This window comes from Prochlorococcus marinus str. MIT 1214, from assembly GCF_027359355.1.
Lineage (GTDB): Bacteria > Cyanobacteriota > Cyanobacteriia > PCC-6307 > Cyanobiaceae > Prochlorococcus_B > Prochlorococcus_B marinus_F.
The window spans coordinates 709,714-733,054 of the sequence record NZ_CP114777.1; the positions used below are offsets into that span (position 1 = coordinate 709,714).

The 23,341-nt window shown below is 34.4% G+C and carries 31 protein-coding genes and 1 tRNA gene; 17 read left to right on the forward strand and 15 right to left on the reverse strand.

Features of this window, described 5'->3' with window-relative positions; genetic code table 11:
• Positions 1 to 160 precede the first annotated feature (160 nt).
• The gene (locus O5639_RS04300) at positions 161 to 391 is read left to right on the forward strand and encodes a hypothetical protein (RefSeq protein WP_269625247.1); all 231 of its coding nucleotides are present in this window, start codon (positions 161 to 163) and stop codon (positions 389 to 391) included.
• A gap of 102 nt (positions 392 to 493) precedes the next feature.
• Entirely contained in the window at positions 494 to 1,870 is a 1,377-nt protein-coding gene (gene trxB / locus O5639_RS04305) for a thioredoxin-disulfide reductase (protein ID WP_269625248.1), read from the forward strand.
• 4 nt (positions 1,871 to 1,874) lie between these two features.
• On the opposite strand, the gene infA is transcribed toward trxB, so the two are convergent.
• The 4 genes from infA to petM form a co-directional block, all read right to left on the reverse strand.
• Positions 1,875 to 2,144 (reverse strand): translation initiation factor IF-1, encoded by a 270-nt coding sequence (gene infA / locus O5639_RS04310; protein WP_269625249.1) that lies wholly within the window; start codon positions 2,142 to 2,144, stop codon positions 1,875 to 1,877.
• 76 nt (positions 2,145 to 2,220) lie between these two features.
• Positions 2,221 to 2,436: a hypothetical protein gene (locus tag O5639_RS04315; RefSeq protein WP_269625250.1), complete on the reverse strand. Its 216-nt coding sequence runs from the start codon at positions 2,434 to 2,436 to the stop codon at positions 2,221 to 2,223.
• 52 nt (positions 2,437 to 2,488) lie between these two features.
• A complete protein-coding gene (locus O5639_RS04320; protein WP_269625515.1) occupies positions 2,489 to 3,451 on the reverse strand; it encodes an NmrA family NAD(P)-binding protein in 963 nt (320 codons plus the stop codon).
• 55 nt (positions 3,452 to 3,506) lie between these two features.
• Positions 3,507 to 3,605, reverse strand: a complete 99-nt coding sequence (petM, locus tag O5639_RS04325; RefSeq protein ID WP_011294850.1) for a cytochrome b6-f complex subunit PetM — start codon at positions 3,603 to 3,605, stop codon at positions 3,507 to 3,509.
• 142 nt (positions 3,606 to 3,747) lie between these two features.
• Here petM and O5639_RS04330 point away from each other — a divergent pair, with 142 nt between their 5' ends.
• Together O5639_RS04330 and ilvN are read left to right on the forward strand one after the other, a co-directional pair.
• The gene (locus tag O5639_RS04330; protein ID WP_269625251.1) at positions 3,748 to 4,719 is read left to right on the forward strand and encodes an alpha/beta fold hydrolase; all 972 of its coding nucleotides are present in this window, start codon (positions 3,748 to 3,750) and stop codon (positions 4,717 to 4,719) included.
• Between the two features lie 5 nt (positions 4,720 to 4,724).
• The gene (gene ilvN, locus O5639_RS04335) at positions 4,725 to 5,234 is read left to right on the forward strand and encodes an acetolactate synthase small subunit (RefSeq protein ID WP_269625252.1); all 510 of its coding nucleotides are present in this window, start codon (positions 4,725 to 4,727) and stop codon (positions 5,232 to 5,234) included.
• A gap of 9 nt (positions 5,235 to 5,243) precedes the next feature.
• On the opposite strand, the gene O5639_RS04340 is transcribed toward ilvN, so the two are convergent.
• Complete coding sequence (locus tag O5639_RS04340; protein WP_269625253.1) at positions 5,244 to 5,858, reverse strand: peptidylprolyl isomerase; 615 nt, start codon at positions 5,856 to 5,858, stop codon at positions 5,244 to 5,246.
• Positions 5,859 to 5,940: 82 nt separating this feature from the next.
• Entirely contained in the window at positions 5,941 to 6,516 is a 576-nt protein-coding gene (locus O5639_RS04345) for a photosystem I assembly protein Ycf4 (protein WP_269625255.1), read from the reverse strand.
• Between the two features lie 200 nt (positions 6,517 to 6,716).
• Between O5639_RS04345 and psbD the strand changes: the two genes are divergently transcribed.
• Positions 6,717 to 7,793 carry a photosystem II D2 protein (photosystem q(a) protein) gene (psbD, locus tag O5639_RS04350; protein ID WP_036905018.1) on the forward strand — a complete coding sequence of 359 codons (1,077 nt, stop codon included), beginning with the start codon at positions 6,717 to 6,719 and terminating at the stop codon, positions 7,791 to 7,793.
• Positions 7,777 to 9,159, forward strand: a complete 1,383-nt coding sequence (gene psbC / locus O5639_RS04355; RefSeq protein WP_011294856.1) for a photosystem II reaction center protein CP43 — start codon at positions 7,777 to 7,779, stop codon at positions 9,157 to 9,159. The genes psbD and psbC overlap by 17 nt, the downstream gene beginning before the upstream one ends.
• A 77-nt stretch (positions 9,160 to 9,236) precedes the next feature.
• On the opposite strand, the gene O5639_RS04360 is transcribed toward psbC, so the two are convergent.
• Positions 9,237 to 9,872, reverse strand: coding sequence for a nucleoside triphosphate pyrophosphatase (locus tag O5639_RS04360; RefSeq protein WP_269625256.1), 636 nt, complete (start codon positions 9,870 to 9,872; stop codon positions 9,237 to 9,239).
• A gap of 71 nt (positions 9,873 to 9,943) precedes the next feature.
• Between O5639_RS04360 and O5639_RS04365 the strand changes: the two genes are divergently transcribed.
• Genes O5639_RS04365 through O5639_RS04375 form a run of 3 tightly spaced genes read left to right on the forward strand, consistent with a single transcriptional unit; the run spans position 9,944 to position 12,071 of the window.
• Positions 9,944 to 10,318 carry an Npun_F0494 family protein gene (locus O5639_RS04365; protein ID WP_269625257.1) on the forward strand — a complete coding sequence of 125 codons (375 nt, stop codon included), beginning with the start codon at positions 9,944 to 9,946 and terminating at the stop codon, positions 10,316 to 10,318.
• Positions 10,315 to 11,829, forward strand: coding sequence for a cobyric acid synthase (locus O5639_RS04370; RefSeq protein WP_269625258.1), 1,515 nt, complete (start codon positions 10,315 to 10,317; stop codon positions 11,827 to 11,829). The genes O5639_RS04365 and O5639_RS04370 overlap by 4 nt, the downstream gene beginning before the upstream one ends.
• 8 nt (positions 11,830 to 11,837) lie before the next feature.
• Positions 11,838 to 12,071 (forward strand): 2Fe-2S iron-sulfur cluster binding domain-containing protein, encoded by a 234-nt coding sequence (locus O5639_RS04375; RefSeq protein WP_269625259.1) that lies wholly within the window; start codon positions 11,838 to 11,840, stop codon positions 12,069 to 12,071.
• A 26-nt stretch (positions 12,072 to 12,097) separates the two neighbouring features.
• Here the strand turns inward: O5639_RS04375 and O5639_RS04380 are convergent, their stop codons facing one another.
• From O5639_RS04380 to O5639_RS04390, 3 genes are all read right to left on the reverse strand, one after another.
• Positions 12,098 to 12,739 (reverse strand): hypothetical protein, encoded by a 642-nt coding sequence (locus O5639_RS04380; protein ID WP_269625260.1) that lies wholly within the window; start codon positions 12,737 to 12,739, stop codon positions 12,098 to 12,100.
• A 97-nt stretch (positions 12,740 to 12,836) separates the two neighbouring features.
• A tRNA-Ser gene (locus O5639_RS04385) sits at positions 12,837 to 12,923 on the reverse strand.
• Between the two features lie 73 nt (positions 12,924 to 12,996).
• A complete protein-coding gene (locus O5639_RS04390) occupies positions 12,997 to 14,022 on the reverse strand; it encodes an extracellular solute-binding protein (protein ID WP_269625261.1) in 1,026 nt (341 codons plus the stop codon).
• Between the two features lie 148 nt (positions 14,023 to 14,170).
• Between O5639_RS04390 and O5639_RS04395 the strand changes: the two genes are divergently transcribed.
• Together O5639_RS04395 and O5639_RS04400 are read left to right on the forward strand one after the other, a co-directional pair.
• Complete coding sequence (locus O5639_RS04395; RefSeq protein ID WP_269625262.1) at positions 14,171 to 14,836, forward strand: Fe2+-dependent dioxygenase; 666 nt, start codon at positions 14,171 to 14,173, stop codon at positions 14,834 to 14,836.
• Between the two features lie 86 nt (positions 14,837 to 14,922).
• A complete protein-coding gene (locus O5639_RS04400) occupies positions 14,923 to 15,168 on the forward strand; it encodes a hypothetical protein (RefSeq protein WP_269625263.1) in 246 nt (81 codons plus the stop codon).
• Between the two features lie 104 nt (positions 15,169 to 15,272).
• On the opposite strand, the gene O5639_RS04405 is transcribed toward O5639_RS04400, so the two are convergent.
• The 3 genes from O5639_RS04405 to O5639_RS04415 form a co-directional block, all read right to left on the reverse strand.
• A complete protein-coding gene (locus tag O5639_RS04405; RefSeq protein WP_269625264.1) occupies positions 15,273 to 16,520 on the reverse strand; it encodes an iron uptake porin in 1,248 nt (415 codons plus the stop codon).
• A gap of 151 nt (positions 16,521 to 16,671) precedes the next feature.
• Positions 16,672 to 17,544, reverse strand: coding sequence for a glycine--tRNA ligase subunit alpha (glyQ, locus tag O5639_RS04410; protein WP_269625265.1), 873 nt, complete (start codon positions 17,542 to 17,544; stop codon positions 16,672 to 16,674).
• A 136-nt stretch (positions 17,545 to 17,680) separates the two neighbouring features.
• Positions 17,681 to 18,328 carry a putative 2OG-Fe(II) oxygenase gene (locus tag O5639_RS04415; protein ID WP_269625266.1) on the reverse strand — a complete coding sequence of 216 codons (648 nt, stop codon included), beginning with the start codon at positions 18,326 to 18,328 and terminating at the stop codon, positions 17,681 to 17,683.
• 717 nt (positions 18,329 to 19,045) lie between these two features.
• Here O5639_RS04415 and O5639_RS04420 point away from each other — a divergent pair.
• The 5 genes from O5639_RS04420 (at position 19,046) to O5639_RS04440 (ending at position 21,747) form a co-directional block, all read left to right on the forward strand.
• Positions 19,046 to 19,645, forward strand: a complete 600-nt coding sequence (locus tag O5639_RS04420; protein ID WP_269625516.1) for a hypothetical protein — start codon at positions 19,046 to 19,048, stop codon at positions 19,643 to 19,645.
• Between the two features lie 380 nt (positions 19,646 to 20,025).
• Entirely contained in the window at positions 20,026 to 20,346 is a 321-nt protein-coding gene (locus O5639_RS04425) for a hypothetical protein (protein WP_269625267.1), read from the forward strand.
• A 2-nt stretch (positions 20,347 to 20,348) separates the two neighbouring features.
• Positions 20,349 to 20,690, forward strand: coding sequence for a hypothetical protein (locus O5639_RS04430; RefSeq protein WP_269625268.1), 342 nt, complete (start codon positions 20,349 to 20,351; stop codon positions 20,688 to 20,690).
• Between the two features lie 106 nt (positions 20,691 to 20,796).
• Positions 20,797 to 20,988 (forward strand): hypothetical protein, encoded by a 192-nt coding sequence (locus tag O5639_RS04435; RefSeq protein WP_269625269.1) that lies wholly within the window; start codon positions 20,797 to 20,799, stop codon positions 20,986 to 20,988.
• 573 nt (positions 20,989 to 21,561) lie between these two features.
• A complete protein-coding gene (locus O5639_RS04440; protein ID WP_269625270.1) occupies positions 21,562 to 21,747 on the forward strand; it encodes a hypothetical protein in 186 nt (61 codons plus the stop codon).
• A gap of 107 nt (positions 21,748 to 21,854) precedes the next feature.
• Here O5639_RS04440 and O5639_RS04445 read toward each other — a convergent pair whose 3' ends face one another.
• Together O5639_RS04445 and O5639_RS04450 are read right to left on the reverse strand one after the other, a co-directional pair.
• A complete protein-coding gene (locus O5639_RS04445) occupies positions 21,855 to 22,070 on the reverse strand; it encodes a DUF6737 family protein (RefSeq protein ID WP_269625271.1) in 216 nt (71 codons plus the stop codon).
• Positions 22,071 to 22,113: 43 nt separating this feature from the next.
• Positions 22,114 to 22,545 (reverse strand): hypothetical protein, encoded by a 432-nt coding sequence (locus O5639_RS04450; protein WP_269625272.1) that lies wholly within the window; start codon positions 22,543 to 22,545, stop codon positions 22,114 to 22,116.
• A gap of 115 nt (positions 22,546 to 22,660) precedes the next feature.
• Here O5639_RS04450 and O5639_RS04455 point away from each other — a divergent pair, with 115 nt between their 5' ends.
• The gene (locus O5639_RS04455; RefSeq protein ID WP_269625273.1) at positions 22,661 to 23,086 is read left to right on the forward strand and encodes a nuclear transport factor 2 family protein; all 426 of its coding nucleotides are present in this window, start codon (positions 22,661 to 22,663) and stop codon (positions 23,084 to 23,086) included.
• Positions 23,087 to 23,341: the final 255 nt, after the last annotated feature.

Below are 23,341 nucleotides of genomic sequence, written 5' to 3' on the forward strand. Positions count from 1 at the left end.
ATTGTCGACATAGCAAAAAAAAAACTTTTAAATCCAAATATTAAGGAAATCTTAAATCTTAAGTGATAATTTCGTTTTCCAGACAAAACGCAAATTTGTACCAAAAAACACAAGTTAATCTACCAATGGCATGTCAAGGTGTGGTCGTTGGGGATTAATTATGAATGCTTCTTTCAACAAGAGAATAAGTATCGCAAGCTGTTGGGCAGCAAGCAGAATAGCTTTACTTGATAGTGTGGAAAGATATGAAGATAGTTACGCTATCAATCAGGAATTCTGTGAATGGATTACATGTGTCAATACGTACCCTGAGGGAATAAAAGCCTCAACCTTACAAGTTCCTAATTTTCAAAAAGAAAATTTTGATGCTGATGAACTTTTAGAGCTTTGATTTTCAATAAATTTAAGATTTAAAAATAATCCTTTTTATGCTTTAGATACACTTTCAAGATTTTTTCTTATATCGTGTAAGTCAGTTTGATTTTGGTATGGCATGCCAGCCGAGAAAAAAAAATTAAAAACTGAGAATTTAGTAATTGTAGGCTCAGGACCCGCTGGATATACCGCTGCTATATATGCTGCAAGAGCGAATCTTCAGCCATTACTTATTACTGGTTTTAAAAAAGGTGGAATCCCTGGTGGTCAATTAATGACGACAACATTTGTAGAAAATTTTCCAGGGTTTCCTAATGGAGTTCAAGGACCAGAATTGATGGATTTAATCAAAGCTCAAGCTGTTAGATGGGGGACAAAATTAATTGAAGAAGATGCCATATCAATTGATCTAAGCAAAAGACCCTTCTCTATTGTTACTTCCACTGAAAATATTAAATCAAACTCATTAATCATCTCCACTGGAGCAAGCGCCAATCGTCTAGGCCTTAAAAACGAGAAGTCATTCTGGAGCAAAGGTATTAGTGCCTGTGCAATTTGCGATGGAGCAACTCCTCAATTTAGGAACGAAGAATTAGCAGTAGTTGGAGGAGGGGACTCAGCCTGTGAAGAAGCTGAATATCTAACTAAATATGGTAGCCATGTACATTTATTAGTCAGATCAAAAAAGTTAAGGGCTTCTGCTGCAATGGCCGATCGAGTAAAAGCCAATTCCAACATTTCTATTCATTGGGAGACTGAGCTTTTAGATGTTTTAGGTAATGAATGGTTGGAGAAATTAAAAGTTAAAAGAAGAAATACTAACCAGGAAGATGAAATTTCAGCTAAGGGGCTTTTTTACGCAATTGGTCATACTCCTAATACGTCTTTATTCATTAATCAGTTAAATACAGATTCAAAAGGTTACTTACTAACCGAACCTGGAAGACCAGAGACTTCGCTAGAAGGTGTTTACGCGGCTGGAGATGTTGCCGATTCGGAATGGCGTCAAGGCGTTACAGCCGCAGGCAGTGGTTGCAAAGCAGCTCTAGCCGCTGAAAGATGGCTAACAAAAAATAACCTTGCAACTCTTATCAAACGAGATGAATTAGAACCATCAAAGGCAGAGTCGACAAAAACCTTAGAAGTAAGTAATGAGAAAAATTTTGATCCCGAGAAAACTTGGCAAAAGGGAAGTTATGCACTGAGAAAGTTGTACCACGAGACCCAAAAACCACTTTTCGTAATATATACATCTAGTAGTTGTGGGCCTTGCCACATACTCAAGCCACAACTTCACAGAGTTCTTAACGAATCAAATGGGAAAGCAATAGGTGTTGAGATTGACATTGAGAACGATCAAGACATAGCAAAACAAGCAGAAGTTAGCGGAACTCCAACAGTACATCTTTTCAAAAATAAGGAATTAAAAAAACAATGGAAAGGTGTCAAAGCAAGAAGTGAATATAAATCCGCGTTAGATGAACTAGTGAATTAGCGAATTATCTTTTCCTTGGCCCTCCTGGTCTATTACCGCCTTGCCTTCCTGCTCCAGGACCTACATTTCTTTCTCTATAGGTAATACGACCTCTTGTTAAATCATAGGGACTTATTTCAACAAGAACTTTATCTCCTGCGAGCAATTTTATTCTAAATTTTGTCAATTTACCTGCTGCCCTACACAAGCATTGATGTCCAGCGGGCTGTTCAAGAGTTACAAGATAGAATCCATTTCCTTGCTCTTTTTCAATCACGCCAGATGTTTCAATCATGTGTTTTTTTTTGCATCACTAATTAACTAAAATGATTGTATTCTAAAAAGTCTTTAATTAAACAATAAATGTATATTTAACTAAAAATGTCTTGCAACTCTCGAGCAGTTTGAAATTGTCCATAATAATAATTCGCGGAAGCTCTTAAACTTGCATCAGAAAAACCATCAAAAGCCTCAAATCCAATACTTTTCCATAACTCATTACCACATAACTTATCTAGTTCTGCAGAAGCTTCTTTAGATAGATTTTCGAGTCTTCTATTAAGGTTCTTGATTTGACTAACTGACATCAGAAGAAAGATTTTCCTTAATAGTACATATTAACTATATTTTTGCAATAGCTCATATCGGGAATTTCTTTTTCTCTTCAATATCAAGATCAACTCCAATATCTTTAAGCCTTTTCAATATGACTCCGTAATACTCTTTTATATACCCCTCCATAGTTGTTGAATCGGCTTGATTCAAGCCAAAAGCAACATAAGTATCATCCATGGGTGCATCCAATTTACCTCCACTACCGCTCAATTCAGAGAAAGCTAGCCTTTCGGCTACATTTAAGGTTGGTTCAAAAAACGATACAACTGATTGAGCAACGGAAATTATTGTTGGAGAAACTTTTAGTACTCTTGCTCTTTTTTCACTGAACTTTTCACATAAATCTACTAATTCTTTAGCGCTCCAAGCTTTGGGTCCAACAATAGGGAATCTTCCTTTTATCGTTTGGGGCCTGTCTAAAGCTGCAACAGCAAATCGAGCTATGTCCTGCGTATTCATATAAGCAATATCAGTGGGATTTCCACTTATCCAAACTGGCTCATTATTTAAGATAGGAATAGCAAATTGACCTATTACCCCTTGCATGAAAGCAACACCTTGCAAGATGGTGTAGTCCAAAGATGAACTTACCAATAATTCTTCAGTACAATATTTAATGTCCATTAAAGGGATGTTTCTATACTTTTCTGCACCAAACAAAGATAGAAATACAACTCTTTTTACATTTTTTTCTTCGCACGCATTATATAAATTTAATTTTCCATCCCAATCTATTTCGTAAACGCTGCGGGGATCATCAGGTCTGCTAGTAGCTGCATCAATAACGGCATCAACCTCATCAAGAGCGTACTCAATATCTTCTTTGTTTATTAAATTGCCACGAGTTAATTCACAACCCCACTCTTGAAGAAATGAAGCAGATTTTGGTTTTCTAACCATACAGCGCACTTTGTGCCCTGCATCTATGGCGTTTTTGGCTATTTGGCGACCAAGAGTTCCTGTGCCACCAATCACCAGAACTTGCATAGTTGAATTCATTACAAGATTGGAGCTTAAATGGGCAAACTATGGATTGTGGAAATTAATCACCTTGAAGTTTCAAAAGAAGTACTCCTCCTAAAAGCCCAACGGGAATTAAAACCCAAAAGACTGCAGCGATTCCAAAAATTTCTGAGGCCATTCAGATAATTTAACTCATTTACTATTAAAACCTAAAGCCCTTACATTCAGATAACAATCCAAAGGCATCCGCAAATTTTTAAAATAAACTTAAAATGGAATAAAAAATATAAAGCTAAAAGTTAAAGTGATTTTTGAACTAAATGCAGTCAAATATTTTTAACAAAGACCCTTTCGTTGAATCCCCTGACTGGGGTGAATCTAAATATTGGCGCTACAAAGATCTTAGGGTTCACTTCAGAGTGACTGGAAATGAATCTAATCCTCCCATTGTTCTAATTCATGGGTTTGGAGCCAGCAGCGATCACTGGAGAAATAATGCAGAAGTATTTGCTTCAGAAGGTTTTAGGGTCTTTGGAATAGATTTAATAGGTTTTGGGAAATCAGAGCAAAATCTTCAAGGAAAAGTAGAGTATTTAGAGAATCAATTTTGGGCAAATCAATTAGCTTCTTTTCTTGATGAAATTGTAGATATTAAAAATAACGGTAAGGTTATATTAATTGGGAACTCCTTGGGAGCTTTAACAGCAATCACAACCCTCTCTGAGAGACCTGAGTTAATAAAAACAATTATTGCAGCGCCAATACCAGAGCCAGTTTTTATTAATCCAATTAAATTTTCTTTTCCAAGTTGGCTAATAAAAGTTAAAACTTTTTTGATAAAAATTGTTTTTCATTTATTTCCACTTAAGACATTAATAAATTTAATATCAAGAACAAAATTAATTACTTTTGCGCTTCAAAGCGCTTATTTTCGTTCAATTTCAAATGATACGCCATTAAAGAGGATAGTTACAGTCCCTGCGAGGAGAATCAATGCCTCCAAAGCTCTTAGAGCTATGTGCATTGGAATGAGCAATAGACCCAATTCTGCAAAAGGTCCATCTATCATTCAAAAGATTAAAAACCTTCAAAATCGCCCGCCAATTTTATTAATTTGGGGCAAACAGGATAAATTGATACCAATATTTTTAGCAAAAAAACTAATAAAGCTCCATCCTTGGCTTAAATTATCTGTAATTAATGAAGCAGGGCATTGCCTCCACGATGAATCACCTCAACATTTCAATCAAATTGTTCTGAAATGGCTGAAAAACTTAAAAACTTCTAAGTAAAAAATATGAAGCACACACTTTCAGTTTTAGTTGAAGATGAATCTGGAGCATTAAGCAGGATTGCAGGCCTTTTTGCAAGGAGAGGATTTAATATTGATAGCTTGGCTGTTGGCCCAGCAGAAGCAAAAGGAATCTCTAGATTAACAATGGTTGTTCAAGGGGACGAATCAACACTTCAACAAATGACTAAACAACTTAACAAATTAATAAATGTTTTAGAAGTTCTTGATTTAACCACTTTACCAGCTGTGGAAAGAGAATTAATGCTCTTAAAGGTCTCTGCATCATCAGATAATAGAGGAAAAATCTTAGATCTTGTTCAAGTTTTTAGAGCAAAAGTTGTAGATGTTTCTGATAATGCTTTGACACTTGAAGTTGTTGGAGATCCAGGCAAACTTGTTGCTCTAGAAAACTTATTGAAACCTTATGGAATTTTAGAAATAGCCAGGACTGGAAAAGTTGCGCTTAAAAGAGCCTCAGGAGTTAACACTGAAATGTTAAAAGCTAAAAAATAATATTTTCAATCAAGAATCGATTCTTTTTGCCTCAATAATAAAATCTTCTTCTTCGATCAAATCAACTATATTCATCCCACTAATCACTTTTCCAAAAACAGAAAACCTTCCGTCAAGTTCTGGCAAAGATTTTAGCAATATATAAAACTGCAAACTTGCTGAATTTACTGATTTTGATCTTGCCATAGATAAATATGATCTTTTGTGCTTAAGTTCGATATTATTTATTTGACTAGACGCATCAATTTCTTTTCCATATGTTGGTAAGTTATTCGTTTTTAGTTTTATTTCTAAGGGAATGTATCTTATTTTTCCTGTTTTAGTATCTTGTAAGTTATTTTTATTTTCTATTAAACTATTGTCTCCACCTCTAATTAAAAAGGGGTAGGGTTGTTTTATAACCCTATTAAAAATTGTTTTATTATATACACCTTTTTCAACAAGATCTATAAAGTTACCAACAGTTATTGGAGCCAATTCCCCATAGAGCTCTAGTTTTATATTCCCTTTATTAGTAATAAGTAAGACATATTCATTTGATTTTAAACATGGAAATCTTGTAGAAGAACATATATCTATATTTTCATTTTCCTTTAAAGAAGAACATCCAGTTATTAATATCAAATTTACAATTAGAAAAATATAAACTGGTTGAAAAAATCTATAAGTTGTATGATTTAAAATCTTTATAATTTTATTTCTCTTTTTACATTCCTTCAAGGTTAACCTCTAAAAATCTAGCAATTTCAGCACCTTCGTTCTCCAAATCCAATAATGGTTTAGGAGATCCAACTCTAGATATTGGCAAATCCTTTCTACCTTTAATTCTCAAAGATACTCTTCTTAGTGGATTAAAACCCTCTCTTACCTCTAATTTCACAGCTTTAATCTCATCTATCGGGATTTCTATTTCTATATTCTTTAAAAACCCTCTCCTAGATAAAGATAAAACTCCTTTATTTTTATCAAATCTATTAACACCAGAACCATAATCGATGCTTATAAGCCGCCAAAAATAAAGAGCTAGCAAGAAAGCCGCTACACCATACAACCCCATAACTAAGCCTTGAGGAACAAAAATCAAGGTAGAGGGGGTCCCTAGTGGTAAAAAGTCTCTTCCAAAGTAACTAGAGAATGAAGCTAACAAAAATCCAACACCACCAATACTTAGCATCGATGCAACTAAATAGTTCGAAACCTTACGCGATCCTTTAATTTTTTGTTCTAAAACCAAACCGGATAACTCTTTTTCTGATTGGCTTAAATTTGATTCAGATGACATAAGTTCATAAAATTGGGAAGCATATCCCTTTCAAAACATTATATAGACTAAGTTTTTGACATATAAAAAGTAGCAATAAAAAACATTTATTTTATCTCATTTCAATACAAGGGATTTCATCAAGTTAAAGATTTACCCACAAACCCCGTCATCGTTGTTAAAGTCTCCGACGTATACAAAAGCTCAGCAACGCTCCTCCCATGACGATCGCTGTTGGAAGCGCAACAGAACGAGGTTGGTTTGACGCCCTCGATGACTGGTTAAAGCGCGACCGATTCGTATTTGTTGGTTGGTCTGGACTACTTCTCTTCCCTACAGCTTTCCTAGCTATTGGTGGATGGTTTACAGGTACAACCTTCGTTTCTTCCTGGTACACCCATGGTGTAGCCAGTTCTTACCTTGAGGGATGTAATTTCCTCACAGCCGCTGTTAGTACTCCTGGCGATGCCATGGGTCACAGTCTTCTATTCCTTTGGGGACCAGAAGCACAGGGTGATTTAACACGCTGGTTCCAGCTTGGTGGCCTATGGAATTTCGTTGCTCTGCACGGCGCATTTAGTCTTATTGGCTTCATGCTTCGTCAATTCGAAATTGCAAGACTAGTTGGTATCCGTCCATATAACGCTCTGGCTTTCTCAGCAGTTATTGCAGTATTTACTGCTTGCTTCCTTATCTATCCCTTAGGACAGCACAGTTGGTTTTTCGCTCCTTCATTTGGAGTTGCAGCAATATTCCGTTTTATTCTCTTCATACAAGGATTCCACAACATTACTCTCAACCCATTCCATATGATGGGAGTAGCAGGAATTCTTGGAGGTGCTCTACTTTGTGCTATTCACGGTGCAACAGTTCAGAACACCCTTTACGAAGATTCAAGTCAGTACTCTGACGGCAAAGCTCAGAGTTCTACCTTCAGAGGTTTTGATCCAGTTCAAGAAGAAGAAACTTACTCATTTATTACTGCAAACCGTTTCTGGAGCCAGATCTTCGGTATTGCTTTCTCAAATAAGCGTTTCCTTCACTTCTTGATGCTATTCGTGCCAGTAACAGGCATGTGGGCTGCATCAATTGGAATAGTCGGATTAGCTCTAAACCTTCGCGCTTACGATTTTGTCAGCCAAGAAATAAGAGCTGCTGAAGATCCTGAATTCGAAACTTTCTACACCAAAAATATCCTTCTTAATGAAGGTATGCGTGCATGGATGTCTTCTGTAGACCAGCCACACGAAAACTTTGTATTCCCTGAGGAGGTACTCCCACGTGGAAACGCCCTTTAATAGTTTACTTAAAGCCCCTAATCAAAGTCTTGAAGAGACTGGTTACGCCTGGTATGTAGGAAATGCAAGGCTAATTAACCTTTCTGGAAGGCTATTAGGTGCTCACATTGCTCACGCAGGACTAATCGTGTTCTGGGCTGGCGCGATGATGCTTTTCGAAGTAAGTCACTTCACCATGGATAAACCCATGTGGGAACAAGGCTTAATTTGTATGCCTCACGTAGCCATGTTTGGATACGGCATTGGTCCAGGTGGAGAAGTCACAGATGTATGGCCCTTCTTCATTGCTGGTGTTATTCATTTAGTTGCATCTGGAATTCTTGGCTTTGGTGGTGTTTTTCACTCCCTTGCAGGTCCAGAGAAACTTGAAGAAGATTTCCCATTCTTCTCAACTGACTGGAGAGATAAAAACCAAATGACCAACATTCTTGGTTTTCATTTGGTTGTTCTAGGTGTTGGTGCTCTTCTATGGTCCATAAATTGGATGTACATAGGTGGTGCATATGACACTTGGGCTCCAGGTGGAGGAGAGGTTAGGTTGATCAACCCAACACTCGATCCAAGAATTATTTTTGGATATCTACTATCAACCCCTTGGGGTGGTGGTGGTTGGATGGTTGGTGTTAACTCAATGGAAGATATTGTCGGAGGACATGTTTACCTGGGAGTAATTGAAATAATCGGTGGTCTTTTCCATATCTTCACTCAGCCTTACGGTTGGGCAAGAAGAGCCTTTATCTGGAATGGTGAAGGACTTCTAAGTTATGCATTAGGTGGAATCTGTGTCGCAAGTTTTGTTGCCTCATGTTTTATCTGGTTTAACAACACCGCTTATCCATCTGAGTTCTACGGTCCTACAAACGCTGAAGCTTCTCAGGCCCAAAGTTTTACATTCCTAGTTCGAGACCAACGAATTGGAGCGAATGTAGGTTCAACGATGGGACCAACTGGTTTAGGTAAATACCTAATGCGTTCTCCTACTGGTGAAATCATCTTTGGTGGAGAGACTATGCGTTTTTGGGATTTCCGAGGACCATGGCTTGAGCCTCTTAGAGGACCAAATGGTCTCAGCCTTGAGAAGATTCAAAATGATATTCAGCCTTGGCAGGTGCGCCGTGCTGCTGAATACATGACACATGCTCCAAACGCTTCTATCAACTCTGTTGGTGGAATCATTACTGAGCCTAATGCTGTTAACTTTGTTAACTTGCGTCAATGGCTAGCAGGTGCTCAATTCTTCCTTGGTTGGTTTACTTTTGTAGGTCATCTTTGGCATGCTGGTCGTGCGAGAGCCGCTGCAGCTGGATTTGAAAAAGGTATCAGTCGTTCTCAAGAGCCTGCTCTTTCAATGCCTGATCTAGATTAGATCTATTAATAAAATTAAAAAGCCCTCTATTAAAGAGGGCTTTTTTTATGTTTAAAAATATTTGATCTTAGTATTATTTATCTATCTAAAAGCAAGCGAGATAAACCCAATTTTTCTAAATTATTTTTTAACCAAGGTAAGCTAAGACCAATAACATTACTAAAACATCCATCTATTTTTTTAATAAAAAGTCCTCCATTTCCTTCAATCGCAAAGCCTCCTGCACAATTGTATGGTTCTGAAGTTGAAGCATATTTATTAATCTCCAAATTGGATAAATTCATAAATTCAATTTTTGTGCTCACAACTCCTTCACAACTATTATTTTGTAAAATACTTTTCATATCAGATTTGGAATTATCCAATGAAATCAAATAGTGACCAGTATGTAAAAAACCAAATTGACCAGACATCCTTTGCCATCTAGATATCAATTGCTCTTTATTCATTGGTTTTTCGAAAATCCCCCCCTTAAACTCAAACAAAGAATCACAACCTAATAAAGCTTGATAAGTATTTAAGGCATGATTTTTTGCTATCAACTTTTTTAATACACTATCAGCTTTACCCTTAGCTAATAATTTGACCTTCAAAATTGGATCTAATTCCTGAAGCTGTGTCTCATCAAAATCACTTACAATAACTTTGTGTCTCAAAGCTATTTGATCAAGTAATTTTTGACGTGCTTTAGATGCAGAGGCAAGCACAAACATAGAAATCTAAGTTTTTTAATACTTACGATCATTATTGATCGTCTATTAAAAAAATAAATCCTTTTAATTAAATGTTGCTGATTGACCAAAAAATCTTTAAAAGAGCAAAGAAAGGGATTAGGAATTCTCCCTTCAAATTATTTCTTTTTCAAAGTCTTCAAAAAGGGAGCCTAAGTGCTCAAAATGTTTTTGAGAAAAAATCAAAATATCTGAATCAAGAGTTTATGTTTATCAATAGTGCTTCATTCATAGAGAATGAATTTCTTAAATTAATTAAAATAGGTGTTTTAAGAAGGGAAGTTGATGGCCAAGGCCTTACTTCAAAAGTTCGTATTACACCAATAGGTAGACAAGTTATAGAAAGCAGTACAGATTTATTTACTAAAAAAATATCGCTTATAAAAAAATTAGTTAAATGCCTAAAATACCAATTATATCCAAGATGAGCATAGAACTAAAACGTACTCCTTTAATGGTTTTAGGGACCTCTAGTGGTGCGGGGAAAACACTCATAGCTACAGCTATTTGCAGATATTTAAAAAGGAAAGGGGAACAGCCAATTCCTTTTAAGGGCCAAAACATGAGCAATAACGCTTGGGTTGACACTAAGGGAAGAGAAATGGCATATTCTCAAGCCCTTCAATCTTGGTCAGCAGGATTAGAACCAAGTGCTGAAATGAATCCTGTTCTTCTGAAGCCAAAGGGGGATTGTACAAGTGAAGTGATTCACCTAGGTAAAAGTGTAGGAACTAGTAAAGCGATAAATTATTACGAAGATTGGTTTGATTCAGGGTGGAAAGCCATTAAAAAAGGCCTATCAACATTATCAAATAGCCAAAGAGACGGAAGACTGATTCTTGAGGGGGCTGGAAGTCCGGTAGAGGTGAATTTACAACATAAAGATCTTACGAATTTGAAATTAGCAAAATTTTTAAATGCAAATTGTATTTTAGTGGCAGATATTGAAAGAGGGGGCGTTTTCGCCCAAATCATTGGAACAATTGCATTGATGAAACCTGATGAAAAAAAATTACTTAAAGGAATAATTATTAATAGATTCAGAGGCGACAAAGCCTTATTTGCATCAGGAGTTAAATGGATAGAAAAAGAAACAGGAATCCCAGTTTTAGGAATATTACCTTGGCTACAAGAGATGTTCCCCCCTGAAGATTCCCTTGATCTACTTGAAAGGAAACAAATAAATCAAAGTGCAGAAATAGAAATAGCAATCATAAAATTACCTAGAATTAGTAATTTTTCTGATCTAGACCCTTTCTTTAGTGATTCAAGTATTCAAATTAGATGGATAGAACCTGGCCAAAGCCTAGGCCAACCTGATGTATTAATAATTCCTGGAAGCAAACAAACTATTAAAGATTTAGAGAGTCTAAATAATTCTGGTTTGAGCAATCAGATAAAAGATTATGCAAAAAATGGAGGTAATATTTTTGGCATTTGTGGAGGATTACAAATGCTTGGAAAATCATTGGAAGATCCTCATAATAAGGAAAGCAATGATGAACTAAGTACATTTTCAAATATTGGGATGAACCTTCTTCCAATAAAAACAACCTTTGGAGAAATCAAGCACACCTCACAAATAGAAGAAAGAGTTTCATGGCCAGGCTCTCAGAAAATAAAAGGGTTTGAAATGCATTATGGGGAAAGTGATTTGATCAATAATAAAGATTCAGAAATTATTTCTCTATTTAAAAACAGTTCTTTAGGGTGGGTAATTGAAAAAAAAGATAAAAGCTTTATTGGAGGAACTTATTTACATGGAATTTTTGAAAATGATGAATGGCGAAGGCAATGGATCAATAAAATAAGACAGAAAAAGGGATTAAATCATTTAAGACTTGATGAAGAAAACAATAGTGATAAAAGAGAAAAATTATTAGATTTATTAACTGATGCCTTCGAAAAAAATATAAATATAGATATTTTAATCAAATGATTTTAACAATGAATACAGTGAAAATAAACTGGCCTAATAAGAAATCAAGCAATTGCTCTCCTGGCATTGATTGGTTAAAAGCTGCCTATGATGCTGGTCTCGAGATCCCTACTGGATGCCTAGGAGGTAGCTGCGGTGCTTGCGAAATAGAAGTTAATGGTGAAGTGGTCCGTGCATGTATTGCAACAGTTCCAGATGAAAAGGAACTAAATGTTGAATTTTTTAGTGATCCTTATTGGTAAAAACAAATAAATCCATTTTTTTATTATCAATAATATTTCTCTGCTCTTCTAATAGCTTTAATAGAACCTTTAAAATCTCCTATTTTATACTTTGATTCACTAATAACCTCTAATTTATTTATTACCTCCTCTTTTCTTTTCTCACTAATCACTTTTATATAATCTGCAATTAAATCATATTTACTTTTTCGTATTTCTGAACCTTTAATCAGAGCATTATATTTAGGTTCTAGATCCATGTCTTTAAATTTACCTAACAAAATATTTTTATAATCTATTTTAGTGGTATCTAATTCATTGGATTTATCAATTTCCAATAATCTAATTTTTTTAGCTTTTCTTTTATCATCTATAGCTCCCTGATAATCTCCAGCTTTATATCTAGAATTACTTCTACCATTAAATGAAATATCTTTAGATCTTTGTTTAATAATATCTATTTTAGATTCAAAAAAAATTGACTTTGAGAAGTCATCTATAGCAGATAAATTTTCTCCTAACTTATCATTCAAGAAACCACAATTTAAATATGCTAAAGCAATATCATCTGGGTTCTCAAGACTATCAATGTTCTTTTTAATAGAGTTAATGGCCCCATCATAATCTTCTAAATCAATCAAATTAATTGCTTCATAATAAAAAAATGAAGGCTCTTCTAATTTTTTCAAATGATTTCTACCTCTTCTTTATTCTAAGCACATTCAATAAAGTCAGTTTAAAAATCTTCAAGAAAATATGTAGGAAAAAATCAACTTCTGAGCAATACGGAGAGGGTGGGATTCGAACCCACGGATAGCTTTAACTATCAAACGATTTCGAGTCGTTCGCTTTCGACCACTCAGCCACCTCTCCCTGAGTGAAAGTTTAAAGCAATCTTCTAATTTCTCTTGAGAATAAACAGATTTAAAAACTTATTCTTAATTACTTAATCCCAACCTGCCTTTCTCATAAGTTTTATTGCTTTCTTGTTATTAGTTCCTAATTGATCAATGGTCACACTGTCAGGAGTAAATCCTCCAAATTGTGTAACTTCATCTGTTTTATTAAAACCAACTAAAGGGTGCTCAAATGTTGGACCTGCTAATCCTCTACTCCCATTAGGAGAGGCAAGATACTCAAGTAGTTGAATCGCTTCCTCTTTATTTTCAGCATATCTAGCAATGCCTCCTGCACTGACATTCACATGAGCTGGATTAGGAGTAATAACTTTTACTTTTTTAGCCAAACTTTTATCATTTCTACCATTAACACCTGCGAGCATCCTTGAAACATAGTAGTGATTAACAATACCTACACCACATTTACCTTGAGCAACAGCTCTTATAACACCAATATCACCAGGGAAAAAAGGCTGAGAAATATTTGAAATCATACCTTTCAACCACTCTTTAGTTTTTGCTTCTCCTTTATTGACAATTTGATTAGCCACTAAAGATTGATTGTATGGACTGCTCCTTTTTCTCACACAAACAAGACCGTCCAAGGAAGGATTAGCAAGATCTGAATAATCTTTGATTGAATTTATATCAACTTTCTTAGGATTAGCGACCATAACTCTCACCCTTCTTGTTAAGGCATACCATCTTGCTTGAGGATCTCGATATTCCACTGGAACATTTTTGTCTAATTTGGAAGACCTATATGACTGAAGAAGACCACTTTTTGCAGCATTGCTAATTCGAGCAGCATCGACAAGAAGAATCACATCGGCTTTAGAATTTGATCCTTCCCTTTTCAATCTTTCAACTAGAGAAATACCTGTAGCCTCTATTAATCGAATTTTTATTCCAGTCTCCTCGTTAAATTTCTTATATATTTGCTTATCAGTGTTGTAATGCCTGCCTGAATAAATTCTTACTTCTCTATCAGAGGCTTTTGCATTATTTAAACTTGAAGAAACTAGTAGAGTGCCTGCTACTACTGAAGTAAAAAGACGCTTAATTAAATTCATTAACCTTTCTAGGGAAGTGATCAATATCTTTGTATAGACTAGACAAGAAGAAACACCTAAATATGGCTTCGCAACTTTTATACGTATTAAAGTATAAATTGATATCTTATTTATACTTTAGAATAGCAATGAAGTCTAAATAATAAACATGGAATATTTAACTCATTCGTTAATCAATAAATCAGAAGCACTTCAAATAGTTAATAAACTAAAAGCAGAAAAATCATCATGGCAAGATGGCAAAAAAACTGCTGGAAGCCATGCTGCAGAAATCAAATCTAACTTTCAATTAGATAAAAATTCAAAATTATCCAAGGAGCTTAGAGATATCATTGTTAATAAAATAATTTCGAACCCTCTTCTAAAAAGTTTTACATTACCTAGTCTTATTCATGGAGTCATGTTTACTCAATCTCTAGCTGGGCATAGATATGGGTCACATATTGATAATCCTTATATGTCCTCAGGAAGAAGTGATCTATCTTTTACCTTATTTTTAAATTCGCCAGAAGATTATGAAGGTGGTGAATTATGTATTCAGACGATAAATAAAACTGAAAAAATTAAACTTTCTGCTGGAGAAATGATAATTTATCCGAGCACTCAACTACATTCTGTTGCTGAAGTCAAAGATGGTGAACGACATGTATGCGTAGGCTGGATTCAAAGCTATATACAAAATAACGAAGATAGAAATTTCTTATTTGGACTTGATGCAGGAGCAAAAGGCTTACTAGCAAAACATGGAAGATCCGATGAGTTAGATTTAATCTTTCAGTCTTACAGCAATATCCTAAGAAGATTAGGAGATTGAATCGATCACTTTATACAAGCAGAGGTAAAAAAAGAACTTTCATAAGAAGGCCTGAGCCACCAAAATAAATACAACGAAAAAATACTATGCCAAGTAAATCACCTATCGGGATATTCCTTGCGGCGGCAGCTGCTTTAGCGACTAACGCAATTATTCCTGAAAATTCAATGGCTGGGGAAAAACATGGCGATATGGGTGGTTTAAAAGAATGGACCACTGATCAAGAAGCAGATGAGGACGGAAAACTTGATGAAGCCGCTCAAAAAGCTGCTGATAAAGCTAAGAAATCAAATGTTTGCATCCCTATTGGTGAGGGTGAGAACTGCTGGTAAATCTAAAATATAAAAAAGAAGAAAAGCCCCTTTTCAGGGGCTTTTTTAATGCAAAAAAAAACGCCCCTTATTTGGGGCGTTTTCAAATCTATTAATTAAAAGAATTAGAATCTAAATTCAGTTAGAACAACTGCTCCACTAACATCTTTGCCTTCAGACTCAACATCTGAACCACCAAAGATTGCTGGAGTAACTGTTACGCCATCATTAATTTTGAAGGAATAATAAGCTTCCCAAACACTGTTATCTTCAGAAGGATCAGAAGTACCACCAACAATAGAAGTAGCGCTAACTCTTGAACCAAAAGCAACACCAGCTCTGTTTCCGTCGATTAGTAGGTCTTTCCAACCAAGTCCAACCATCCAACCTGATGCTTCATCAGCAAATCCAGTTGGAGCATCGTCAATAGTAGAAACGTCATAACCAAGCTGTACTTCAGGAATAGCTCCTGTTGTATCAGGCTTCCAATATGCTCTTAAACCGACTGCAGTTTCAGAACCAGCCGCAGATCTTGCCTTGCCTGCAGCTGTTGTGAAGTAGCTATCAGACCAGCCATTTTCTTTCAATGCAACAGCACCAGATACTTGCCATTGAGGGGTTCCGTACTCAAGCTTAGTAAGTAAAGCTGACTTACCATCTTCACCAAAAAGTCCTTGGTCCTTACCAGACTTTGCACCACTTTGATTTGTGTAAGCAACACTTACTGCGAATCTACCGGCTGAAGGATCTTCAGTTGGTTGTACATAAGCGGCACCAAAACCAGCTTTAGTAGAAGAACCATAAACAGTTCCATTTCCACCAAGAGTGAATTGCTTAGTTACAGGCTTATAGATAGAAGGAGAACTTGCAAGCATGTAGTAGTTCTCAATTTTTGGACCAACCCAAACAGTTACGTCATCGCCAACTGGGAATTGATACCAAATCTTGTCAACTTTAAGAGCATCTGATGTGTTCTTACCAGCGGAAAGATAAGTACCTTGACCCTTATCTACGAAATGGTCAGATACATTACCAGCCTTAAGTCTTGTATAGAGCATGTCTTCACCAGTAAAACTGGTGTTCATGTTCAACTGATACATATATTCCATAGTGATGCTGTCAGTATCTGACTCAGCATCATCATCAACATAACCAGTTATGAAAGCAGCCTTTCCGCTCATCTTTGTAGATGAAGAGAACTGACCAGCCATTATTTCGCCGAGTTGAGCTTCAACGCCATCAACACGAGCTTGAATAACTTCAGAACTTAAATCAGACTCGTTAGATACCGCAGTAACATCGGCATTTGCAGCTAATGGTGCCATTAGGCCCAAAGCAGCAGGAGCTACCAGCAAACGCTGAAAAAGCTTCATTGTGTCCTCACACAAATATGTCAACCAAATAATAGTGTATTCAATAAGACAATTCAGAGCGAAAGCTCTTAGAAGTATCTTTTTATACGGCGAGATATATTATTCGAACTATTTGTTACCGAATTAATCTAAAAATATTACTTAGAGTTAATTAATTCTTAGCAGAAAGAGGGAAGCCAAGGGCATCTCTCTCCTCCAGCCAAGCCTCAGCAACTTTACGAGCTAAAGATCGAATTCTTGCAATAATCTTAGTCCTCTCAGTAACAGAGATAACCCCTCTTGCTTCTAATAAATTAAATGTATGACTGCACTTCAGAACGTAATCAAGGCAAGGTGCAGGTAGCTTTTTAGCAATTAATTGATGAGCCTCTTCCTCATAAATTTCAAAAAGTTTCCTTAAATTTCCCGAGCTAGATTCTTCAAAATTATACTTACATTGGCCTTTTTCGAAAGGAAGCCAGATGTCACCATATTTATTCTTTTCATTCCAGGAAAGGTCCCAAATACTTTCAACATTTTGTAAATACATTGCCAATCTCTCAAGGCCATAAGTGATCTCAATCGAAACAGGTTTGCAATCAAGACCTCCACATTGCTGAAAGTATGTAAATTGGGTAACTTCCATCCCATCAAGCCAAACTTCCCAACCAACTCCCCAGGCGCCTAATGTCGGAGACTCCCAATTGTCCTCTACGAATCTAATATCGTGATCTTTAGCTGAAATCCCCAATACATCAAGGGAAGACAAATAAATTTCTTGTATACCGTCTAAAGAAGGCTTTATAAGAACTTGATATTGAAAATAATGCTGAGCTCTATTTGGATTGTCTCCATACCTGCCATCAGTTGGTCTTCTGCAGGGTTCTGGATAAGCGACAGCCCAAGGCTCAGGACCTATTGCTCTCAAAAAAGAATGAGGACTCATCGTTCCTGCACCCTTCTCTAAATCATACGGCTGAAGCAGTAAACAACCTTTCTCACTCCAGAAATTATTGAGGCTAGAAATTATGTCCTGAAAATACATATATATTTAATTGTCTAGATTAATGTAAAATTTGAATTAATTAATTCCTAATTTAAATATACACTTAAACAACTAAAAATAACCCCTCAAAACAGCATTTAGAAACATTTATATAGTTTAGAATAATTAAATTCAATCAAGAAGGTAAATAAGAAAGATTACCTGCTATTGAAATTCTTGGTTCGTCAGTTTCATAAAATGGATAAACACAATGTCTTAATTTAGCAGGAAAGAAAACCATAACTCCTTCAAGTTCGGGTGATAATCTATATGAATAATTCTGAACTCCACCAAGAGAATCATTATATTCAAATTCAAAACAACCTGCCTTTATGTCATCATCATTCATATCATTATATTGAGGTAATTTCTTTAGATCTAACCATCCATATGGAATCTTCAACCAAATAGCAAAAGAATAGACACCAGAGTGATCATGATATGGATTAAATTCTGTCTTATATTGATAGTTGACCCAAAGTTTATCTAATACCAATTTACTTTTAGGACCCAATAAGGCATTTCGAGCAACAGGGTCAGTTCTTGTGATATTGGTTTCCCGGTAATATTTAATTAAAGGTACACAAACAGATTTAAAAAAAAATGAATCTATATCTTCAAGTAAAATACTTTTAGAAATATTTCCTATTAATTCACCCTTAGCATTCTTATTTTTGTTTTTTTGGGATGTATCAATAATTTTCCATAAATAATCAATGATCTCTTGATCCAGTCTCACTTGTAAAAAACCAGATACTGGAGGAGATATTTTAGTAACTTCCATTATTAATTGAAAATCCTTCAAATAAAACTACTTTCAATAAAATACAACCTATTACCTAAACATCTCATAACCAACTTATATTGATGTAATAAAGCCCAATAAGACTACTGGTATAATTGACTTCTAAAGGTTGGTTTTGAAATATCTACTGATGTATTGAAAAATATATTAGTGATGATATACCTGGGATTAGAGGTAATTGTTTGGCATGGCTGAGCCGACATTCAAGAGATGGCAGCTTTGCCTCTCGAGGTTAAAGCATCCAACCGAGATAATTGATTAAAGCCAAAACAACCTCCTAGTATTCAAGGTCGAGTATTTAGACAAGGTCAGATACTAGCACCATCTAAGTATAAATACTTAGATGGTGCTAGTATCTGACGATAAACTATTGAACAGAACGTTTATTAAACAATAATATATTTTTCCTTATTTTTTCATAGCAAAGAATAACATTTATCTATATATAATTCAAAAAGTCTATTCTATTTTTATAAGCTGTTAAAATTCTCACCTATTACTTTATCAATATTAATTAATATTATCAATTACCTGTTAATTAATAAGGTTAATTGGTTTTAAAGGGAATAATAGCTTAATCAAAGGTTAAGGTTAAGGTTAAGGTTAATAGTACATTAGTACCCATTGTTCCGATTCGTCACAAGGCGTATATTAAGAAGGCGTTCGCATGGATCTATGGACTTATCGCCGACGGAGGTGGTTGACTTGGCGAGTATTCCGCTAAACACTGAGGTCACCAAAGGCCTTGTCCCCGCGCAAGTGGAATATGTAAAGGAGTCAGTCGTTGAAATCAACGAGGAACTGAGTTGTGTTGGGCAGTCCCTGAGAGCCGTTGCGGCTAACCTCTCCGATATCAAGAGTAATATCAAGCCCGGAAACTGGAGGGCTTTTTTGAAGTCCGGCGCGATCAATTGCTCCGAAAGATTCGCAGTTGATCTTGTCAGCGCTTACACGAACTGGCTAAGCGGCTCTGACATAGACGACAATCTACTTGCTTCGTTAACACCTAGATCATTAGCTCTAATGGGAGGCAAGGGTGTTACAGATAAGGAGCGTCAGAAAGTATTCGAGGCCGTCGAAAATGGAGAAAGAATGACAGAAGCGGCTGTAAGGGTTTTAGTAAAAGGGAGAAAAAAAAGTGCGAGTACATCTTCCGGTAAGAGTGAAAGCGAAAAAGTGAAATACCTGAAAGATAAGATTGAGACATATAAAAAAGTGATCAATAATCTTCAAGATGAAAATAAAAAGCTTAGCAAGCTTCTATCAAATAGAACAAAAATTGATTCTCTTGTTTAATATATATTCTTAAAAACTATTAATCTACACCCACTATTCAACTAATGGACCAAATAAATCTAAACTCTAGCTCTTCAGCAAAAAATAGTACTGATTCTGAAATTGTTGACAATTTGAACTGGGGTATAATGAATATGTTGCTTGAAAAATATAAACCTAAGAGTCTTTGTAATATCAAGACAATACAGAATAGGAATGACAAGATTACATTGAGTTATGATTATGAATAAAAAAACTAAGACTAGGAAAGGATTCGTACATTTATACAATCCTAAGGTTGAAGGATTAGGCACTTATGACGTGCACTACATAAATGCATATAAAAAAGTAAATAATTTAAATAATAATTTAATTAAGAATGATGATGAGAGGTATGTAGCATGATTCCATTTATTAGAAGTCTTTCAGAGTTAATGTTGATAACAGAGTCAAGAGATACGCGAAAACAACCTTCAGTGAATAATGATATCCCTAACTTGATAGAAGATAGCGGGCAAAGAAAGAGATATATAAGATCTCTAAACAAAAATGAAATAGAACTACCTGAATTACCTAAAAAGGATACGCATAAATCGATTCATAAGAAAGATTATTTTTCAAGATTTATTAATACTCTAGATTATAATAATCAAATACAATCATCCTATGATCTGACATTACTAGAAATACAAAACAAGAGAAATCAACAGGATGTTGCCTAATCATGAAAAGAAATAATATATATTATTTGCTAGAATACTTATCTCCTACTTTAGTCCTTTCATTTTTTTTATTTCATAATATTCGTTTAGTTCTGTTAGGTATTGTTTTCTCAATATACTTAATTAATATTAACTATATTGAGAATTTTATAAGCTCTATTAAATCAAATATATTAATAAAAAAATCATCTAAAGAGTTTAATCAAAATGAAAAGGTCATAGAATCTGACACACTTAATCTAAAATCAACAAAAAAAGATTCAAAGCTTACATTAGTTGAAGAAATAGAAGAATATGGTTTTATACCCTCAATAGATAATAGTGAAGATACTAATGTTGCATAATTTTTTTATATTTGACTATCTGAACTATATATTTTTAATTTTATAATGATCTGTCACTTTACATCTAACTTAAAAAAGGTTATTCTAGAATACATGCAGCTATTAAATGAAAAAGAATAAAAATATAGAAGATATATTAGTTAAAGGTTTATCACATATTTTAAAGAGAACTGTAGAGGTTAGTCCTGGTGACCAATTAGCAATTGCACAAGAATATAAAGAGTGGATAAATTGTATATCAGAAAGTGATTTCTCCAAACAAGAAATACTTATTATAGATAAGTTTACATTTGGGTAAAAATATCTTCTATTTACAAATTATTCATAACATATCGAATTCATTGGCTATCAAATAAAAATCTTTGCTAATAACTTATTTATTTAATTGCCTAAAATAATCGATAATATTAACTTAACTATTAATATTAAATGAGTCAATATAATTAATAAATAAAGTTAATATGTTTTTTAATAACGACTATTGAATATATATTACTATAATTATAGTATTATAGTAAACGCCTCTATATATAATATAATTATGATCCATATATACTATGAAATTATTTTAATAATATTATAGTATACACAATTTATACATTTATTTTAATTTATTCTTTAACTCATGACTAAATAAAACAAATATTTCTTCTAAAATTAGTTTTAATCTTTATCTCCTCCACGAAGAAGGCTATTGACATTATATAATACAGATGTACTATAAAGTTGGAGTTGGCCGTGTTAACGAGGCTCAGCTTTCTTGTTTCCACTCTAATAAAACCATTTAATTTGCTTTGTATGATTAATGAAACCGTCTATGAAGACAAGGAGATTCTCCCGTATTTAATTAACCAAACAACTTGAGTATCTTATGAAATCTTCTATCACTTCAAGCTGGAACTCAGAAAAGAGCCTAAAGCTTTCATCCGGGCTTAGATTAGGAAGAGAAGCACTCATAACAAGCTCCACAAGAGAGTTAGTTGAATTTTACTGGACAAATCGGAAGAGATTTTCTGGTAGTTACTTAGGCTTCCCTTCCAAAATAAGTTTGCATTAGGAGGCATAATTAATTAACCTAAAATTATTTTTTATAAATTCCCGATCTAAATGTATTTTTCATTATTCAAGCTACTGCTAAAAATATAAATTTATAAATAATGGATTTTATTTTTCGTCTATTACCTGATAAGAAAGCGGAGCAAGTATTAAAAATAATATCCACCAAACAAGAATAAAAATGCCTAAAACAGAAGAAATTATAATGTTATTAAATAGTTTCCAACTAATAATTAGAAATAAAACTCCAAAGCTAATAATTGACCATGGTTGACACCAATAAGGCTTTGAATCCCAAAAACCTTTTTTTGAATTTTTCTCCATTAATGAAACTTGTTAGTGATTAAAATTATCCAATTCTAACCGCTTAGTAAGGTTTATCTTCCTCAGCAGGTTGATCTTCCTCAGCAGGTTGATCTTCCTTAGCAGGTTGATTCTCTTCAATCGGTTGATCTTCCTCAGCAGGTTGATCTTCCTTAGCAGGTTGATTCTCTTCAATCGGTTGATCTTCCTCAGCAGGTTGATCTTCCTTAGCAGGTTGATCTTCCTTAGCAGGTTGATTCTCTTCAATCGGTTTAATTTCAACTATGTTGTCAATTGAAGTAGAGGTCTCACTTTTAGTAAAAATCTTAGAAACCTCCTTAACCGAATCAGCCTCCGAGTCTTTAAGTAAAAACTTCAGAACATATCTAAGAGAGACAAACAAAGCTATTGGGAGGACAAGTCCTAAAAGCAATTTATAGAGGATTATTCCTATTCCAAGGACACCAATAGAAATAAGAATGTTCTTCCTGTTCATATGAGCTAATTGAATAGACTCTAAATCTAAGCTATTTCTGAGTTATCTACATCACATGGCTTTAACGCGATGTCTATTTAAATAATCTAAATTGTAATTATTAAATTTAAATTCAATGCTCATCGAAGAGAAAGAATTAAAAAAATTCTTTAATCTATCCTATGGAGAGAAAGCTCCATCAAGGGAAGAATGGGAATCGTTATACAATCAAGAAGTTAAATTCATCGATCCTACCCAAGAAAGAAATGGAATTGATGCATATATCAATGCTCAATATGGATTAATCAAAAGATGTGATGATATATATCTAGAATCACACTCAATTGCCATCAATAAGAATATTGCTTTTGTTGAATGGACAATGGGTTTAAAAATAAAAGGTCTCGAATTTTTATACGATGGGACAACAAGATTAATATTTGATGAAGAAGGGAAAGTTAAAGAACATAGAGATTATTTTGATTTTTGTTCTGGAACGTTTGGTAATATTCCAGTTATAGGAGCATTTTTTAGATGGCTTTACTCAAGATTCGTTGACTGAAATAATTATTCTCTAAAAAATTTATTGAGAAGTTTCGAACTATCTATTTAGCTTTAATTATCTTTAATAAGATTTTTCTTTATTCGCTTAACACGAAATCAAGGATTCTTTTTTTTACTTGAATTTAAGGACTTTAGCAATCCATAAAAATTAGTAAATTTACAGAATTGCAATCCAATGAAAAATTAGCATTTATTTATTTTTTTAATTCTTTTGATTATTTGGTTCAATGCGTAATTAAATTTTTTATTAGCT